We start from the raw sequence: 17,614 nt of genomic DNA on the forward strand, positions 1-17,614 counted from the left end.
ACGGCCGTTACGCCCCGGTTTTTCGCCAGGTGAGCAGGTACCGCCAGAAGACGAGCCGCCGCACCCGCGCGCCGGGCAGGACCCGAGTCGCCGTTTCCTGCACCGCTCGGGTGGTCAGGGTCGGGTCGAGGACCACGGGCATCTCGTCGTGCTCGGGTTCCCGCTCGTGCCAGCCGCCGCCTCCCGCCGCACGCGCCGCCGCGAACGCGAGCCCGAACACCCGCTGACCCGCCGCCGCGACCAGCTCGACCGGCAGCTCGCGGGGCAGGTCGGACTTCGGCAGCGCGATCGCCGCCAGCACACCACCTGGCCGCAGCAGTGTTGCCATCCGGGACAACGTGTATTCGAGCGGCATGTGGTGGATGGCGGTGACGGAAAAGATCGCGTCGTAGCTCCGCTCCGGGAACTCGTGCTCCAGGAAGTCGTCGAGGATGCAGGTGACATTGGCCGGGGCCACCGCTTTCGCGGCGTCGATCATCCCCGGCGACCGGTCGATCGCGTCGACGTGCCCGACCCGGCCCGCCAACTCGGCCGCGAACCGCCCGGCTCCGCAGCCGACATCGAGCACCCGTTCACACCCGCGAGGCAGGTGCCGCAGCAGCAGGCGGTGGTAGAAGTCGTTGTGGCTCCACTCGAAACTGCTCACACTTGCCACGGTAACTTAGTTCTGGTGCTGGGCACGGCCCGTTCTTGTTCGTCGCCGAATGTCGATGAACTCGGGTGGGGTGACTCCGGGAGGCCGTTGACCATGCGGAGTGTCCAGTCGCTGCGAAGCCGATGGTGACGGCCGCAGAGCAGCCTTGCCGGAGCGGGGCGACTGCGCGACCTCGCGCCGCGAATGGGTTATCTCTTCAGACGCGCGATAAAGCTCCACTTTCTGCGCGGAAACCACCGCGGTCAACTCGATGTGGACGATCGACGTTTTCGCTGTCGTCCGGTTGTCTTGACTATCAGGTTGTGTTGGTCCGAAGCTGATTGTGTTGGTGTGTGGCGGAGTTGCTTTGGCGTGCTCGGCCTGACGCAGGTGAACCAGAGCGTTTTTGAGGAAAGTCGACAATGCGTCCGGGGCGGTCCAGCGGCGGTGCGCATTCGGGTGAAGGTGTGCGGCATGGTGGCCCCGTCCATTCGGGTACGGAGGGTGGATACTTGCCGAATTTGGCCGGGAGCGCCACTCTGTACCGTTGTCTGGATCAACTCTGGGGAAAGGCAGACTTTTCATGAGACGTACCCGAAGACTTGTCGCCGCGCTGCTGCTCGCACCGTTGGTGGCCACCGCCACCGCTACTACCGCCGCGACCTCGGCCACCGCCGGTGAAGCTCCGGCCGGCACCGGCAAGGTGATCGCCTGGGGCGCCGGCGGTGACAGCAGGACGAAAGTTCCGGTCTCGGCGCAGTCAGGAGTGAGTGCCATCTCGGCGGGCCTCTTGCAAAGTCTCGCGGTGAAGAACGGCAAGGTTATCCAGTGGGGCTCGAATGAGTTCGGGATGGACCGCGTCCCGGTGCGGGCGTGGCGCAACGTCACGGCCGTCGCTGCCGGCTACCACAGCAACCTGGCGCTGCGTGAGGGCGAGGTGATCGCCTGGGGCGATCCCAGGCACTCGTCGAGCAAGGCGCCGGAGGAGACCAAGTCGGGGGTGACCGCGATCGCCGCCAGCAGCGACTTCGTCATGGCGCTGAAGGACGGCAAAGTGATCGCCTGGGGCGACAGCTTGTTCGGCCGGACCATCGTTCCGCCCGAGGCCAAGTCGGGGGTGACCGCGATCGCGGCGGGCGGAGCGCACATGTTGGCGTTGAAGAACGGCAAGGTGATCGCCTGGGGCAACAACGATCTCGGCCAGGTGGAGGTTCCCGAGGTGGCCCAGTCCGGGGTCAAGGCCATCGCCGCCGGGGTTGGCTACAGCCTCGCGCAGTTGGAGAGTGGCGAGATCATCGTCTGGAACTCCAACACCTACGGTGAGATGGACGTACCGGTGGAGGCTAACGGCGCCCGTAGCATCGCCACAGGTCCCTACCACCTGCTCGCGCTGACGTGAGCCCATGGCGAGGGCCCGACGTGGCCCTCGCCATTTCTATGCATCCGTCGATCGCAGCGAACTTGCCGATTCGACATCTTGTGCCGCAAGACTGGCTCATCCGCTGCCCTTGGCGTGCCGGCCAGTACTCACCGAACCCGCGTGCTGGGTACGAAACCCTTGCCCCCAAAGCGAACTAGCCAAGCACTCCACACCCGCACGATCATCCGGCTTTCTCAGGCCGCGCGATCGGTCGTGCAGGTGACCGGGTACTCCGGCTGCGCGGTCTGCGTGACGACCGCGGCGCCGTCGATTTCGATGACGCAGCCTCGCGGGTCCGGGCCCGCCATCACGCTCACGCTCAGGCCGAGGTTGCCGGTGTCCTCGGTGGCGAAGGAGGCCGAGTCCTGGCCGTTGCCCGGCATGTCGATGAGGCCGGTGTTGCCGAACACCGCGCCGCTCACCCGGAACACCGAGCCGACCGGTCCGTGCACCTTGACCGTCACCTGGTGGTGCCCGGCCGGTGCCGCTTGCGGGTGCGAAACCGGCGGCGGGGCGGCTGGCGCGGGGGCCGGTCCCGGCGCGGGAGCGGGTGGGGCCGAGCACGCGGCCATGCCGAGGCAGGTCGCGGCGAGTGCCGTCAAGACCTTCTTCATCCCGTGCTCCCCGCCGTCGTCGCCACGGTAAGTACCCGGTCGAGTATGAACCGTGACTCGCCCTTCGGGAAGAGGCGGGGTTGGCACAGCCTTGCTGACCAGCCAAAAGAGTCAAGCGGCCGCGAGGTGGAAGGCGACGGTCGGTCCGTCGGCGTTCGGCGGCGGCTCGACGACGATGGCGGTGGCGTTGTCCGAGCCGCCGACCGTGATGGCGGTTTCGACGAGCGCGGAGATCGATCCGCCGACCAGCACTTCGGCCATCGTCTCGGCGGTGAGGCGCTTGTGCACGCCGTCGCTGGTGAGCAGCATCCCGGCCGGGCCAGCGACGTGGGTCAGTCCGAACTGCTTCGGCGCGGCGGTGCGGACGCTGGTGGTGACCACGTGCTCCATCGGCGGGGTGGTCGGCTGGCCGCGGGTGCGGAAGAACTGGGCCAGCGTGTGGTCGGTGGTCAGCAGGCGGAGGCGCTGCCCGTCCCAGGCGTGGGCGCGCGCGTCGCCGACCCAGCCGATCCGGAAGCCGCCGTCCGGCGTCGGCATCGCGACCACGAGCACGCAGTCGCCCGCGGTCGCGTCGGCGGTGACGGCGGCCTGCGCGGCCTTGATCGCCACGACCGGGCCGAGGTGCGCGGGCGTGCGGGCGGCGGCGGAGGCGGCGAGACGCGCCGCGCGGGAGGCCGCCGCGTCGTCACCGACGCCGTCGGCGAGCGCGACGACGGTGGACCCGGTCAGCGGATCGGTGAAGGCGCCGACCGCGTCGGCGTTGACCGTGCGCGGCCCGCGCAGGCTCGCGGTGTGGGCGGGGAAGGAGCGTTCGGCTGGCATCGCGACCTCCTTGGTGGATACCTCCAGGATCACCGCGCTTCCTGTGGCCAGCCTGTGCCGGGCGTGAAGGATTTCTTTGTTTTCGCTAGGGTCGTGGTGCGGACGCGCGAAGACCATGGTCCGGTATGGGTTAGTCCGGAAAGCGCTTGTGCAGCACCACATCCCCGCGGGGAGGTGACCTGTGCGTCCCTTCAAACCGTCGTGTGCGAAGGGAAGTGGTCGTGATGCGTGTTGCCGTCATCGGTGCGGGGCTCGGCGGGCTGGCGCTCGCCCAAGGGCTCAAGCGCGCGGGAATCGACGTGCGGGTCTACGAACGCGATGCCGCGCTGGCGTCGCGGATGCAGGGGTACCGGCTGCACCTCGACGGCAGGGCCATGCAGGGGTTGCGCAGGCTGCTGCCGCCGAGGCTGGCGGAGTTGTTCGACGCCACCGCGTATGTGCCGTCGACGCCGTTCATGATGCTGGACGACCGGCTCGAAACCGTGCTGGCCGACGAATTCGACGGCGGTGGAGACGTCTCCATCGATCGGCTGGTACTGCGCCGGATCCTGATCTCCGGCATCGAGGACGAGGTCGAGTTCGGCAAGGAGCTGACCGGGTACCGCAGCGAGCGCGGGCAGGTCACCGCGTCCTTCCGGGACGGCACCGAAACCACGGCCGACGTGCTGGTCGCGGCCGACGGCATCAACTCCACCGTGCGCCGCCAGTACCTGCCGCACGCGCGGATCTTCGACACCGGCGTGTACCAGCTCTACGGCCGGGTCCCGCTCGACGAGCGGACGCGCGGCCTGTTCGACGACCGGATGTTCGGGATCTTCACCGCCATCGCCGGGCCGGACCGCACGCGCGCGGGAGTCGCCCCGGTCGAGTTCCCGGAGGATCCCCGGCAGGCGGCGGCGCGGATCGCGGGTATCGACCTGCACCCCGTTTCGAGCTACATGACGTGTTCCTTCAGCGCGCGCCACGACTGGTTCGAGCACGACTTCGCCGAACTGCGCACGATGCCGGGACCGGATCTCCACGCGCTGATGACGCGCGGCGTCCGCGACTGGCATCCGCGGATCCGCGACATCGTGGCGCACTGCGAGCCGGAGTCCGTGTTCGCGCTTTCCTTGCGCAGCAGCGTTCCCATCGAGCCGTGGCCGACCACGAACGTCACGTTGCTCGGTGACGCCATCCACGCGATGAGCCCGGCGGCGGGCGCGGGGGCGTGCGCGGCGCTGTGGGACGCGGATCTGCTGTCGGCACTGCTTTCCGGCGGCGGTGATCCGCTGGTGGCCTTGCGGAAGTACGAGGCGGAGATGATCGAGTACGGCTTCGCGAAGGTGCGCGAGGGCGCGTCCAACGGGCAGTACTACATCGGCCAGGACCCGCTCCCGGTGAGCTGACGCCGGGTCAGAGCCTGGCCGCCTCGGTCCCGATTCCGCGCAGGAGCGTGTCCATGATCGTCGCGGCCAGCGCGTCCGGGCCCTCGTCATCGACGCCGCCCCGGCAGGCTTCGTTGACGAGGGCCAGGTAGACGCGGCTCGCCCAGCGCGGATCGACGTCCGGTCGCAGCAGCCCGGCGCCGATCGCGCGGCGAAGCAGCTCGACGCATCGGGCTTCCGCGTCCGCGTGCACGGCGGCCGTGGAAGCGTCCGACGCGATCCGTCCCATGGCGAACCGCCAGCTGCTCTTGACCCGCAGCACGTTGGCGGTGACCTGGTACAGCGCGACGAGCGGGGGCGTCGATTCCGGCCGGGCCGCGTCGATCGCGCCCTGGAACTGCTCGGTCGCCCATTTGCTCAGCGCGTCGAGCAGTGCCTCGCGCGTGGCGAACCGGCGGTGCACGGTCGTGCGGGCCACTCCGGCGGCCTCGGCGACCTGCTCGATGGTGGCCGTCGGGTCGGCGCTGTACACGCGTTCGGCCGCTTCGAGGATGGTGCGCACGGTCCGCTCGGCATCCGCGCGCAGCGGGCGCTGCTGCGTTGTCACGTCGATGATGCTACGTCGTCGCTGCCATCACTTCATTAGTTGCGTCATTGGTGTTGCAGTTTGTAGAGTGAATGCATCGCGTTTGACGCATCACTGGAGGGAGTTGCGATGGACTTGCAGTTGACGGGGAAGACCGCGCTGGTCACCGGCGCCAGCAGGGGGATCGGGCTGGCGATCGTGCGCGCACTGGTCGCGGAGGGGATGACGGTGATCGGCGCCGCGCGCACCACCTCCGCCGAACTCGCCGAGAGCGGGGCGCGCGCCGTGGTGGCCGATCTGTCCACTCCGGACGGTCCAGCGGACCTCGTGCGCTCGGTGCTCGACGAGCACGGTGATATCGACGTCCTGGTCAACAACGTCGGCGGCGGTGAACTGAGCGAGCTTCGGCCGTTCTTCGGCTACGACGACAAGCAGTGGGCGCAGATCTTCGACCTGAACTTCTTCGCCGCCGTGCGCACCAGCCAAGCCGCCATCGACAGCGTGGTCCGCACCCGTGGCCTGGTTGTCAACATCTCCTCGATCGGCGCACGGGTACCGCAGGACGCGCCGGCTCCCTACACCACCGCCAAGGCCGCGCTCAACGTGTTCGGCAAGGCGATGGCCGAGGAATACGGCGGCCAGGGAGTCCGCGTCGCCACGGTTTCGCCCGGCCCGACGCGCACGTCTTTGTGGACGGACCCCGACGGTTTCGGCGGCGCGGTTGCCGCGGCACAGGGCGTTTCGCACGACGAACTGCTCGCCGGATTGGCCGCCGCGTCCGGGATCCCGTCCGGTGAGCTGGTCGAGCCCGAGCAGGTCGCGTCCTTCGTGGCCTACCTGGCTTCTCCGCTCGCGGCCAGCATGACCGGGCACGACTACGTCGTCGACGGCGGCGCGGTCAAAACGGCCTAGCCGTCTGAGGCGTGCCCCCGACGGGCGTTCCGGTAGAAGGGGGCGAAGTAGCGCGAGCTTGCGGGTACGACTGCGTGTCGCGGTTGCGGGGTGGGTTGCTTTGAAGGGGCCGCTACGCCCCGAAAGTGGCCTTCGGGGACCTAGACGCCCTGAAGGCCACCTTCACGGCAGTCAGTGTCCTGAACTCGGCTCAGGATGCTTGGAACAGAGCCAATATCTGCGCGCTGGCCCGCTTCGCCGACGGGAGGTGGTCGACCGCGCCGACGTCGACGACCTCCGCGGTGGCGTGGTTTTCCCGCAACTGTCCGGCGCAGGTGCGCGAGTTCCAGATCGGCACCGTGTGGTCCCCGCTCGCCGCGAACAGGTGCACCGGGACGTTCGGCCGCCAGTCGCACGTACCGTCGGCGACGCGGAAAGCGCGCCGCAGCGCGCTGGTCGGGTGCTTCAGCTTTTCGATGAACTGCGGCGTCAGCAGTTCGCCGACGGTGGCGGGAAGTTTCGGGAACACCTCTTGGTCGGGGTGGTTTCCGTCGAAGAGGTCGACGATCGCCGGGTCGCGGAACGCTTCCGCGGGCGAGTCGTACAGGTGGTGCAACCGGTTCCACGCCACGGTGAAGTACGCCGTGTAGGCGGTGGCGTTGTCTATTCCGCCGGACAGCGCCGTCGAAACGAGGCCGCTCAGGTCGTACGGGCCGCTGATCGGAGCCAGCGCGGCGAGCCTGAGGTGCGGGTCGGCGCCGCGCGAAAGGGCCCGCCCGAGCGCCATCGCCGCCGGGCCGCCCTGGGAAAACCCGGTGGCCAGCACGCGATCGGTCGTCCGCACGCGTTCGCGGGCCGCGAGCTGCTTCGTCGCTCGCAGCGCGTCGATCGACGCCGTGGTTTCCGAGTCGACGTCGAGGTACGGGTGCGTACCGGGGCCGGTGCCCAGCCCGAGGTAGTCCGGTGCGGAGGTGACGTAGCCCGCGGACGCGAACAGCGCCGCGTACGAGCGGGTGCTGTCGGTCGCGCTGACCGAACCGGCGTAGCCCCGGTAGATCATCGTGCCGTGCGCCCAGGACACGAGATCGGTCGCGGCGGGGTTCCCGTCCGGCCGCACCACCAGTCCACTTGCGACGGTCGGGCGGCCGTTCGGGGTAACCGTGCGGTACTCGATCCGCTCGGCGATCACCCCGAACTTCGCCCGAGACGGATCGAGATTGGCCTTGCGCAGGTATTCGCCGACCTTGTCCGCGGGGATCCGGTCTACGACGGTGGACGCGAGCAGCGCGCCACGGCAGCCGGTGTCGGCCGCTGCCGTGCCGATCCCCGATGCCGCCATGACCGCGGTGAGCAGGGCCGCGCAGAAGAATCTTCGCTTGATTGGCTTCACAGACCGGAACGTAGGGCCGCCACCGCGCGAGCGCACGGGGGCGGACCACCGGAAACGACGTGGGGCCGACCCTACGGCTGCGGGCCGAGCTTGCGCACCGCGCGCGCCCCGCAGGAAACCCCGCGCCGCAAGATGTCCACAGTGGACTCATCGGCGAGCCACGCCGACAGCACACCCGCGTCGAACGCGTCGCCCGCGCCCGTGGAGTCGACGCAGTCGGCCGGTTCCGCCGGGACGCTCGTGACCCCGTCGCCGTCGACCCAGGACGCGCCGTTCATCCCCGCCGTCAGCACGACCGAGCCCACCACGTCCAGCAGCGACTTCGCCGCGGACACCTCCCGCGATCCGGTGAGCGCTTCCAACTCCTCGGAGTTCGGCATCAGCAGGTCGACGCCGCGCACGTCGTCGAGGAACGCGGCGGGGTCCTTGATGTGCGCGGCCGCCTGCGGATCGACGGAGGTGGTCAGGCCCGCTTCCTTGGCCGCCGCGAGCGAAGCGATGCCCGCGGGCCGCGACGACGGGTCGAGCAGCACGTAACCGGACAGGTGCAGGTGACGTGCGCCCGCGAGGACCGCGGAATCGACGTCGGCGGGGGAGAAGCGGGCGTTCGCACCGCGGTCGGCGAGCATGCTGCGCTGGCCGTCGGCGCTGTCGACCAGCACCACCACGCAGCACGTCGCCGCGTCGGGGTCGACGGTGAAGGCGCAGCGCACCCCGGCTGCTTCCAGCTCGGACCGGATCAGCCGGCCGCCGGCGTCGTCGCCGATGCGGGCCACCAGCGTCGGCTCGACCTCGCACGCGCGCAGCCACAACGCGGTGTTCGCGCCGGAACCGCCGCCGGTGAACCGGATCCCGGCCCGCACGTCCCCGCCGTGCACGACCGGCCCGGCGAGCCTGGCCACCACGTCGAGGCCCGCGTCCCCGACCACGATCACCCCGGTCATGCGATCGCCTCGCTCCGCGAGACAGCGTCTGATTTCTTTTGGCGCATGATGTCCTCGATTCGCTCGCAAGCGTCGCTCATGCGAGTTCCACCGCGATCTCGGCCGCCAGCGCCACGTTCGCCAGCACGAGCGCTTCGTTCGCGTCGAGGCTCACCCCGCCGCTCGCCTCGTGGAAGTGCTCCAGCAGCACCGGGGTCACGTCGGAGCCCTGCACCCCGCGTTCGGCGAGCAGGTCGAGCCCGCCGCGGAGCAGCCGGTCGTGCAGGTCTTTGTCCATTTCGGACTCTTCGGGGACCGGGTTCGTCACCAGCACCCCCGAGCCGGAGTAGGCGCGGTGCGCGCTGATCACCTTCGCGGCGGTGGCGGGATCGTCCACCCGCCACGGCGCGGGATATCCGGACGAGCGCAGGTAGAACGCCGGGAAGTCGTCCGTGCGGTAGCCGAGCACCGGCACCGAGTTGGTCTCCAGCACCTCCAGCGTCGCCGCGATGTCGAGCACCGACTTGACGCCGGAGCACACGACCACGGTCGGCAACGCGCCGAGCGCGCCGAGATCGGCGGACACGTCCCAGGTCTGCGCCGCGCCGAGGTGGACACCGCCGAGCCCGCCGGTGCCGAACACGCCGATCCCGGCCGCGTGCGCGAGCGCGCTCGTGCTCGCCACCGTCGTCGCGCCGGACAGCCCGAGCCCGACCGCGGGCCCGAGATCGCGCAACGACAGCTTCGCGAGATCCTCGGCGCACACCCGTTCGAGCTGCTCGTTCGACAGACCTGCGAGCGGTTCGCCGTCGAGGACCGCGATAGTCGCGGGCACCGCGCCCGCGTCCCGGACCGCTTGCTCCAGGCGCCGCGCCACGGTGAGGTTCCGGCCGGACGGCAGGCCGTGCGAGAGCAGCGTGCTCTCCAGGGCGACGACCGCGCGCCCGCTGGTCAGCGCGTCGGAAACTTCCTCGGCGACGGTGATCGGGGGCGCCTGGGCTGAACTGGTCACGAGGGGACATCTTCGCCGAACGGCGATCTGGGGCATCATGGAGGGGTGAGTACACAGACTTTGCCCGAGGTCGACACCCGCCCGGAGGGCACCGACACCTCCGACGACGACGCGCCGAAGATGTTCCACTACGTGCGCAAGAACAAGATCGCGGAAAGCGCGGTCATGGGCACGCACGTGGTGGCGCTGTGCGGCGAGGTCTTCCCGGTGACGAAGTCGCCGAAGCCGGGTTCGCCGGTGTGCCCCGACTGCAAGAAGATCTACGACCGGATGAAGCCGGGCGAGTGATCGCGGGCCGCCAAGGTGAAAATTATTCACTTGGCGGCTACCCCGTCCCGTGCGCCGCTGGTATGAACCAACCACGCGAACGCACGGGACGGAGACCTCATGCGCAGGTTCGGAACACTGGTGGCGGTGGCGGCTCTGCTCGTCCTCGGCGCGCCCGCCGCTTCGGCCGCTGAAGGCTGGGTGACGGTCGGGTCCGACCGCGCCCGCCCGCTCGACGAGAGCCAGGGCCTCGCCACCGTCGTCCGGCCGGGCGGCACCACGATCCGCTACACCGGTATCGGCACCATCCCGCTCGACCTGCGCGTCAAGGGCTGGAACCACGTCGGCGACCCCGGTTCCGCACTGGGCTACTACGTCGAGCCGTACCAGCGCGACGACCGCGGCGCCAAGCTCTTCCGCGTGCAGGCGCCCGACGGCAAGACCACCGACTACCAGCACGCGCTGGAATCGTGGGAGGCGAACAACAACTCGTTCGCCGCGGTGTCCCCCGACGGCCGCTGGCTTGTCGCGGGCGAGTGGGGCACGATGGACCGCCTGCTCGTGCACCCGATGCCAGGGGTCGCGTTCACCGACCCGGGCAAGAACCTGCCCTACGCCTCGGCGATCCGGCTCGACCACCCCGTGCGCGACGTTCAGGGCTGCGACTTCGTCACCGCGACGCGCCTGCTCTGCTCCTCCGACGATCCCGATGGCAAGCTGTTCGGCGTCACCAAACCCTTGCTGCAGGTGGATCTTTCGGCGCCGGTGCACGGTTCCGACGTCACCGGGAAGGTCCGCTCGCTCGGCCAGCTGCCGCTGGAAAGCGCGTGCGGCGGCGACTTCGAGGCAGAGGGGATCGACTACGACGAGCGGGACGGTACGTTGCGCGTCGTCGTGGTGTCACCCGGCATCTGCGCGGCGATCGACAGCAAGACCTGGCGGTTCCGCGCCGCCTGACGGTTCCTGCTTGGCGTCGTCCGTGCTGTCTGTGCCCTCTTCGGGGGGCGTCGAACCGTTCTCGGACTTCGCCGGGCGGCGCAGCGGCAACGTCGCGCGCTCCCAGAGCTTCTTGCCCTCCTCGGACTTCATGCGCTCGTTGGCGCGCTCCAGTTCGAGGCGGCGCCACTTCCGGCGCTGCCGCCTGGTCGCCTTCGCCGGCCACAACTCCTGGATCGCGCTGTTGAAGTAGGCGCCGCCGACCACGGCGAGCCCGATGAAGAAGGTCAGCAGCAGGAACGCGATCGGCGCGGCCAGCGCGCCGTAGGTGTAGCCGGTCTTGGTGATCCAGGTCAGGTAGATCCGCAGGCCGATGCTGGAGAGCAGGAACACCACCATCGCCAGCACCGCGCCGGGCAGGCCGCGGTGCCACGGCAGCTTCCTCGGCAGCGCGAGCTTGTAGAGCGTGGCGAGCGCGAGCACGATCAGCACACCGAGGATCGGGTAGTAGAGCGTGCCGACCCAGTCCGACACGGTCGGCCGCCAGTCGGCGGGGAAGAACCTCGGCAGCAGGTCGGGGCCGATCGCCAGCAGCGGCAGCCCGATCACCAGCGCCACCAGCGCGCACATGTACAGCAGCAGTGCGAAGATCCGCTGCCACACCTCGTTGCGCACGCCGTACTGGTCGTGGGCGACGGTGATCGCGTCGACGAACGACGACATCGCGGACGAACCCGCCCACAGCGAGATGACGAAACCGATCGAGACGATCTCGCCCTTGCCGACGCTCAGGATGCTGTTGACGGTCGGCTCGATGATCTCCTGCACCGCGTTCGGGCTGAACACCTGGTGGCAGAACCGGATGATCTGGTCGTGCACCGAGGTGACCAGCGTCGGGCCGAACCAGTCGGAGAGGTAACCCACGCTGCCGAGCAGCCCGAGCAGCAGCGGCGGCAGCGACAGCGTCTGCCAGAACGCAGCCTCCGCGGCCTCGGAGAAGATGTTGCCGTCCCACGCCTTGCTGAAAGTGCGCTGGATCAAGCGCAGGGGGCCCTTGCGGGCCGTCTTCACCGCGGCGGGGCCCGGTACCCGCTCAGCCTCGTCTGCTCCGTCCATCGCAGGGTCCAGCATGGTGCATTTCGGTTCTTTTGGCTCGTCGCCCCGCCTGAACTCGGCGAGTTGGCGGACATCACCCGTGCCGATGCCCGCGCCCCGGCGGCGCCCGGGGTAGGCTCTTCGGAGCGCCCTCACTTCCGGTCCGGCACGGTAGCCGGGACTTTTCCGTGGGGGCATTCGCATGTTGTCGCAGGCCGCGAGAGGAGTTGGACGTATCCCGATGTCGGAAACGGCCCAACGCAATCGGACGGAACTCGGCGCGCCGCCGGCGGAGCAGGACTCGACGGCGCGGCCGCTGCGCGCATGGCAGCGCCGCGCGCTGACCAAGTACCTCACCAGCAAGCCGCAGGACTTCCTCGCGGTGGCGACGCCCGGTGCGGGCAAGACCGTGTTCGGCCTGCGCATCGCGGCCGAACTGCTCTCGGACCGGACGATCGAGTCGATCACGATCGTCACCCCGACCGAGCACCTCAAGCACCAGTGGGCGGTTTCGGCGGCGGGCGCCGGGATCGCGATCGACTCGAACTTCCGCAACACCACGGGCGTCACCTCGTCGGACTTCCAGGGCGTCGCGCTGACCTACGCCCAGGTCGCCGCCCATCCGACGCTGCACAGGGTGCGCACGGAAAACCGCAAGACGCTGGTCATCCTCGACGAGATCCACCACGGCGGCGACGCGAAGTCGTGGGGTGACGCGATCCGCGAGGCCTTCACGCCCGCCGTGCGCAGGCTCGAACTCACCGGGACCCCGTTCCGCAGCGACGACTCGCCGATCCCGTTCGTCACGTACGAACCCGACGGCGAAGGCATGATGCGGAGCAGGGCCGACCATTCCTACGGTTATGCCGACGCGCTCGCCGACGGCGTGGTCCGTCCCGTGGTCTTCCTCGCCTATTCCGGCGAGGCTTCCTGGCGGACGAGTGCGGGTGACGAGTTCACCGCGCGCCTCGGCGAGCCGCTGACCGCGGAGCAGAACGCGCGCGCCTGGCGTACCGCGCTCGACCCGGCTGGCGAATGGATTCCGTCCGTGCTGCAGGCCGCCGACACGCGGTTGAACCAGCTCAGGGCGGGCGGCATCCCGGACGCGGGCGGTCTGGTGATCGCCACCGACCAGGATTCGGCGCGCGCCTACGCGAAGATCCTGCAGCGGATTTCCGGCGAGGAGCCGGTGGTCGTGCTCTCCGACGATCCGAAGGCGTCCAAGCGGATCGGCGAGTTCTCCTCGTCGGACGAGCGCTGGCTGGTCGCGGTGCGCATGGTTTCCGAGGGTGTCGACGTGCCGAGGCTCGCCGTCGGCGTCTACGCGACGAGCGCCTCGACCCCGTTGTTCTTCGCGCAGGCCATCGGCCGGTTCGTGCGTGCGCGCAAGCAGGGGGAGACCGCGAGCGTCTTCGTGCCGAGCGTGCCGGTGCTGCTGGAGCTGGCGAGCGAGCTGGAAGCCCAGCGCGACCACGTGCTCGGCAAGCCGCACCGGGAAAAGGACGGCTGGGACGACGAACTGCTCGCCGCGGCGAACCGCACCGAGGACGAGCCTGGCGAGGAGGAGAAGGCGTTCACCTCGCTGGGCGCCTCCGCCGAGCTGGACCAGGTGATCTACGACGGGAACTCGTTCGGCACCGCGGTGTTCTCCGGTTCCGACGAGGAGCAGGAGTACCTCGGGCTGCCCGGTCTGCTGGAACCGGACCAGGTGCGCGCGCTGCTGCGCAAGCGCCAGGAGGAGCAGCTCGCGGACAGCAAGCGGCGCAAGCCGGAGGAGCAGGCGGAGCCCGCCCAGCCGAAGCCGCAGCCGGTCAGCGAGCGGATCGCGGGCCTGCGCAAGGAGCTGAACGCGCTCGTCGGCATGTACCACCACCGGACCAAGAAGCCGCACGGCGCGATCCACAACGAACTGCGCAAGGTGTGCGGCGGCCCGCCGACCGCGATGGCCACCATGGAACAGCTCGAGGAGCGCATCGTCACGCTCCGCTCTTGGTGAATCCCACCCCGTCAACCTGCGGATATGGTCATCCGCTGCCGTTGCCAAACCGTGTCCGAACGCCTTGTTCTGGATCGATCCAGTAATCTTCCCCACCGGCGGTCGCCGACATATGTTGTCGCCCACAACATTTGCGCGACGGTGCGCCGGGCCCGCCCGGATCCCAGGCCCGTCGGCAGGATCTGGAAGGACAGCGGATGCGCAAGAGAACCGTCGCCTTCGTCGCCGCGGCGATGGGCGTCACGCTCACTCTCACCGCGTGCGGCGCCAACAGCGACTCCGGGAGCGGCGGCAGCAGCTCGTCGAACAGCAGCAGCGGCAGCGGCGGCGGCGCCAACGGCAAGGTCGGCGTCATCCTCCCCGAGACGGCCACCTCCGCCAGGTGGGAGGCGTTCGACAAGCCCTACCTCGAGCAGGCGCTCAAGGCGAAGGGCTTCGACGCCGACGTGCAGAACGCGCAGGGCGACGTCCAGAAGTTCACCACGCTGGCCGACGGCATGATCGCCCAGGGCGTGAAGGTGCTCGTCATCGCCTCGATCAACAGCGAGGTCGGCAGCGCGGTCGCGGCGAAGGCCAAGACCGCGGGCATCCCGACCATCGACTACGACCGGCTCAACCTCGGCGGCGGCTCCGACTACTACGTCTCCTTCGACAACGAGAAGGTCGGCGCGCTGCAGGGCCAGGGACTCGCGGATGCGTTGAAGGACAAGAAAGGCGCGCAGGTCATCGAGATCGAGGGCGCGCCGACGGACAACAACGCGACCCTGTTCTACAACGGGCAGCAGAGCGTGCTGAAGGCCAAGTACGCCTCCGGTGACCTCAAGCTCGTGCGCAGCCAGCCCATCGACGACTGGGACAACCAGAAGGGCGGCAGCACCTTCGAGAACATCCTCACCGCCAACGGCGGCAAGGTCGACGGCGTCGTCGCGGCGAACGACGGGCTCGCCGGTGCGGTGATCACCGTGCTGAAGAAGAACGGCCTCGCCGGGAAGGTGCCGGTGACCGGGCAGGACGCCACCGCCGACGGCCTGATGGCGATCCTGCGCGGCGAGCAGTACATGAGCGTGTTCAAGCCGATCAAGGAAGAGGCGGAGAACGCGGCGAACCTCGCGGCCGCGCTTGCCAAGGGAGACAAGGCGGGCGCCGACGCGATCGCCACCGCGGTGTCGAAGGACCCGAAGGGCAACCGCACCGTCAAGTCCGTGCTCCTGCAGCCGCAGCTGACCACAAAGGACAGTGTGAAGAAGGTCGTCGACGAGGGCTACGTCAAGGCGTCGGAGATCTGCGGCGGCGACCTCGCGGCCGCCTGCGCGCAGCTCGGCATCAAGTAGCACCCCCAGCAGCCGGGGCGGGATGAGGTTCCCCCGACATCGCGTCCCGCCCCGGTGTCCAGTGCGCAGCAGAAGGACCAGCAGTGAGCGAACCGATACTCGAACTGAAACACCTGAACAAGAGCTTCGGCCCGGTCCACGTCCTGCACGACGTGGACTTCGCCGTGCGGCCTGGCCAGGTCACCGCGCTCGTCGGCGACAACGGCGCCGGGAAGTCCACTTTGGTCAAGTGCATCGCGGGCATCCACCCGTCGGACTCGGGCGCGATCACCTTCGCCGGGAAGCAGGTGCACGTCCGCGGCCCCAAGGACGCCGCCGAACTCGGCATCGAGGTCGTCTACCAGGACCTCGCGCTCGCAGACAACCTCGACATCGTGCAGAACATGTTCCTCGGCCGCGAGCGCGGGAGTTCCTGGCTGCTCGACGAAGCCAGCATGGAGAAGGCGGCGCGCGAAACGCTCGCGTCGTTGTCCGTGCGTACCGTGAAATCCGTTCGCACGCCCGTTTCCGCGCTTTCCGGCGGCCAGCGCCAGACCGTGGCGATCGCGAAATCCGTGCTGTGGGATAGCAAGGTCGTGCTGCTCGACGAGCCGACCGCCGCGCTCGGCGTCGCGCAGACCCGCCAGGTGCTCGACCTCGTGCGCCGCCTCGCCGAGCAGGGCCTCGGTGTCGTGCTGATCAGCCACAACATGGCCGACGTCTTCGAGGTCGCCGACCGGATCGCGGTGCTCTACCTCGGCAGGCTCGTCGCCGACGTCGCCACGAAGGACGTGACGCACGGCCAGGTCGTCGAACTCATCACCGCGGGCCGGTCGGGCGATCTCGGCCTCGCCCGCCCCGAAGCCGTCGCGCCGTGACCACAGAAAGAACCCGCAATGACTGAAACCTCGGCCAAACCGGAACGCACCGGGGAGCAAGCGAACGGTGTGCCGTCCGGCGCGATCACCGATTTCGGCATCGACACCACGTCGATGTCCACCGGGGAAGCCATCCGCGACTACGGGTCGCGGCTCAAGGCGGGCCAGCTCGGCGCGCTGCCCGCGGTGCTCGGCCTGCTCGTGCTCGTCGTCCTGTTCTCCGCGCTGTCGGACAAGTTCTTCTCCCTCAACAACATCGCGAACCTCCTCGCGCAGGGCGCGGGGCAGACGATCATCGCGATGGGCATCGTGTTCGTGCTGCTGCTCGGCGAGATCGATCTGTCGGCCGGAACCGCCTCCGGTGTCGCGGGCGCGGTGATGGCACTGCACTACGTGCGCAACGGCAACCTGCTCGGCGGCATGCACACCGGCGTGTTCTACGCCTTCCTCGCCGTGCTCGCGGTCGCCGTGCTGCTCGGGATCTTCCTGCGGATCTGGGCCGGTGCCGCGTTCGCGTTCGTCGCGATCGTGCTCGCGCTGTCCGGGGCCGCGGCGAACCCGTGGGTCGAAATGCTGCTCGCCATCAGCGTCGGCGCCGCGATCGGCTGCATCACCGGGTTCCTGGTGTCCAAGATCGGCATGCCGTCGTTCGTGGTGACCCTGGCGCTGTTCATCGTGTGGCAGGGCGTGATCCTGCAGTTCATCGGCCAGGGCGGCACGCTCGGGATCAGCACCTCCGAGGTGTTGTTCAAGGTGGCCAACGGAAACCTGTCCACGCTCGGGAGCTGGCTGCTGTTCGTGCTCGGCGCGGGCGGGTTCGCCGCGGTCACGCTCGGGCAGCACTTCTCCCGGCTCAAGCGCGGGCTCGTCACCCAGCCGACCCCGCTCGTGCTGTTCAAGGTCGGCGCGGTCGCGGTGCTCGCCGCCGTCGCCACGTACCTGTTCACGATCAACAGGGCGCCGAACCCGAACATCGTGATCTCCGGTGTGCCGTACGTGGTCCCGATCGTGCTGGTGCTGCTCGTCGCGGGCACCTACGTGCTCAACCGCACCAAGTACGGCAGGCACATCTACGCCGTCGGCGGCAACCGCGAGGCGGCGCGCCGGGCCGGGATCAACGTCGACAAGATCAGGGCCAGCGTGTTCGTGATCTGCTCGACCGTGGCCGCGGTCGGCGCGATCGTCTACTCGTCGAAGGTCGGCTCGGTCGACCCGCAGGCTGGCGGTCTCAACACGCTGCTGTTCGCCGTCGGCGCCGCGGTGATCGGCGGGACCTCGCTGTTCGGCGGCCGCGGCCGGATCGTGGACGCGGTGATCGGCGGCGCCGTGCTCGCCGTCGTGACCAACGCGCTCGGCCTGCTCGGACAGCCGCCCGCGGTGGTCAACGTGATCACCGGACTCGTGCTCATGCTGGCCGCCACGGTCGACGCGCTGTCCCGCCGTCGCGCCGCCACGGCGCCCCGCTGAGCCGTC

Annotated in this window: 17 protein-coding genes; 9 read left to right on the top strand and 8 right to left on the bottom strand. The window is 69.4% G+C overall.

From position 1 onward, the window contains the following. Positions 1-7 precede the first annotated feature (7 nt). Positions 8-646, bottom strand: a complete 639-nt coding sequence (locus HUW46_RS35235) for a class I SAM-dependent methyltransferase (protein ID WP_215543049.1) — start codon at positions 644-646, stop codon at positions 8-10. A 571-nt stretch (positions 647-1,217) separates the two neighbouring features. Here HUW46_RS35235 and HUW46_RS35240 point away from each other — a divergent pair. Beyond that, positions 1,218-2,033, top strand: a complete 816-nt coding sequence (locus tag HUW46_RS35240) for an RCC1 domain-containing protein (RefSeq protein ID WP_215543050.1) — start codon at positions 1,218-1,220, stop codon at positions 2,031-2,033. A gap of 215 nt (positions 2,034-2,248) precedes the next feature. Here HUW46_RS35240 and HUW46_RS35245 read toward each other — a convergent pair whose 3' ends face one another. Then, entirely contained in the window at positions 2,249-2,668 is a 420-nt protein-coding gene (locus HUW46_RS35245) for a hypothetical protein (RefSeq protein WP_215543051.1), read from the bottom strand. A gap of 111 nt (positions 2,669-2,779) precedes the next feature. Then, positions 2,780-3,490, bottom strand: coding sequence for a PP2C family protein-serine/threonine phosphatase (locus tag HUW46_RS35250; protein WP_215543052.1), 711 nt, complete (start codon positions 3,488-3,490; stop codon positions 2,780-2,782). 224 nt (positions 3,491-3,714) lie between these two features. On the opposite strand from HUW46_RS35250, the gene HUW46_RS35255 reads away from it, so the two are divergent. After that, complete coding sequence (locus HUW46_RS35255) at positions 3,715-4,878, top strand: FAD-dependent oxidoreductase (protein ID WP_215550304.1); 1,164 nt, start codon at positions 3,715-3,717, stop codon at positions 4,876-4,878. 7 nt (positions 4,879-4,885) lie between these two features. Here HUW46_RS35255 and HUW46_RS35260 read toward each other — a convergent pair whose 3' ends face one another. Beyond that, entirely contained in the window at positions 4,886-5,464 is a 579-nt protein-coding gene (locus tag HUW46_RS35260; RefSeq protein ID WP_254125200.1) for a TetR/AcrR family transcriptional regulator, read from the bottom strand. Between the two features lie 108 nt (positions 5,465-5,572). On the opposite strand from HUW46_RS35260, the gene HUW46_RS35265 reads away from it, so the two are divergent. Beyond that, entirely contained in the window at positions 5,573-6,355 is a 783-nt protein-coding gene (locus tag HUW46_RS35265) for an SDR family NAD(P)-dependent oxidoreductase (RefSeq protein ID WP_215543053.1), read from the top strand. 190 nt (positions 6,356-6,545) lie between these two features. Here the strand turns inward: HUW46_RS35265 and HUW46_RS35270 are convergent, their stop codons facing one another. The 3 genes from HUW46_RS35270 to HUW46_RS35280 form a co-directional block, all read right to left on the bottom strand. Then, the gene (locus HUW46_RS35270; RefSeq protein ID WP_215543054.1) at positions 6,546-7,724 is read right to left on the bottom strand and encodes an alpha/beta hydrolase family protein; all 1,179 of its coding nucleotides are present in this window, start codon (positions 7,722-7,724) and stop codon (positions 6,546-6,548) included. A gap of 71 nt (positions 7,725-7,795) precedes the next feature. Then, positions 7,796-8,668, bottom strand: a complete 873-nt coding sequence (locus HUW46_RS35275) for a carbohydrate kinase family protein (protein ID WP_215543055.1) — start codon at positions 8,666-8,668, stop codon at positions 7,796-7,798. Positions 8,669-8,744: 76 nt separating this feature from the next. Then, a complete protein-coding gene (locus HUW46_RS35280) occupies positions 8,745-9,695 on the bottom strand; it encodes a pseudouridine-5'-phosphate glycosidase (protein ID WP_215550306.1) in 951 nt (316 codons plus the stop codon). A gap of 9 nt (positions 9,696-9,704) precedes the next feature. Here HUW46_RS35280 and HUW46_RS35285 point away from each other — a divergent pair, with 9 nt between their 5' ends. After that, positions 9,705-9,947 carry a DUF3039 domain-containing protein gene (locus tag HUW46_RS35285; protein ID WP_215543056.1) on the top strand — a complete coding sequence of 81 codons (243 nt, stop codon included), beginning with the start codon at positions 9,705-9,707 and terminating at the stop codon, positions 9,945-9,947. Positions 9,948-10,046: 99 nt separating this feature from the next. Continuing rightward, positions 10,047-10,883 carry a hypothetical protein gene (locus HUW46_RS35290; RefSeq protein WP_215543057.1) on the top strand — a complete coding sequence of 279 codons (837 nt, stop codon included), beginning with the start codon at positions 10,047-10,049 and terminating at the stop codon, positions 10,881-10,883. Here HUW46_RS35290 and HUW46_RS35295 read toward each other — a convergent pair. Next, positions 10,827-11,993 (bottom strand): YihY/virulence factor BrkB family protein, encoded by a 1,167-nt coding sequence (locus tag HUW46_RS35295; RefSeq protein WP_442860872.1) that lies wholly within the window; start codon positions 11,991-11,993, stop codon positions 10,827-10,829. The two genes, HUW46_RS35290 and HUW46_RS35295, sit on opposite strands and share 57 nt — an antisense overlap. 205 nt (positions 11,994-12,198) lie before the next feature. On the opposite strand from HUW46_RS35295, the gene HUW46_RS35300 reads away from it, so the two are divergent. From HUW46_RS35300 to HUW46_RS35315, 4 genes are all read left to right on the top strand, one after another. Then, a complete protein-coding gene (locus HUW46_RS35300) occupies positions 12,199-13,953 on the top strand; it encodes a DEAD/DEAH box helicase (RefSeq protein ID WP_215543059.1) in 1,755 nt (584 codons plus the stop codon). 197 nt (positions 13,954-14,150) lie between these two features. Next, positions 14,151-15,284 carry a sugar ABC transporter substrate-binding protein gene (locus HUW46_RS35305; protein ID WP_215543060.1) on the top strand — a complete coding sequence of 378 codons (1,134 nt, stop codon included), beginning with the start codon at positions 14,151-14,153 and terminating at the stop codon, positions 15,282-15,284. Between the two features lie 83 nt (positions 15,285-15,367). Continuing rightward, positions 15,368-16,141, top strand: coding sequence for an ATP-binding cassette domain-containing protein (locus HUW46_RS35310; RefSeq protein WP_215543061.1), 774 nt, complete (start codon positions 15,368-15,370; stop codon positions 16,139-16,141). A gap of 18 nt (positions 16,142-16,159) precedes the next feature. After that, positions 16,160-17,608 carry a sugar ABC transporter permease gene (locus tag HUW46_RS35315; protein ID WP_215543062.1) on the top strand — a complete coding sequence of 483 codons (1,449 nt, stop codon included), beginning with the start codon at positions 16,160-16,162 and terminating at the stop codon, positions 17,606-17,608. Positions 17,609-17,614: the final 6 nt, after the last annotated feature.

Origin of the sequence: Amycolatopsis sp. CA-230715 (assembly GCF_018736145.1) — a bacterium.
Taxonomy (GTDB): Bacteria; Actinomycetota; Actinomycetes; order Mycobacteriales; family Pseudonocardiaceae; genus Amycolatopsis.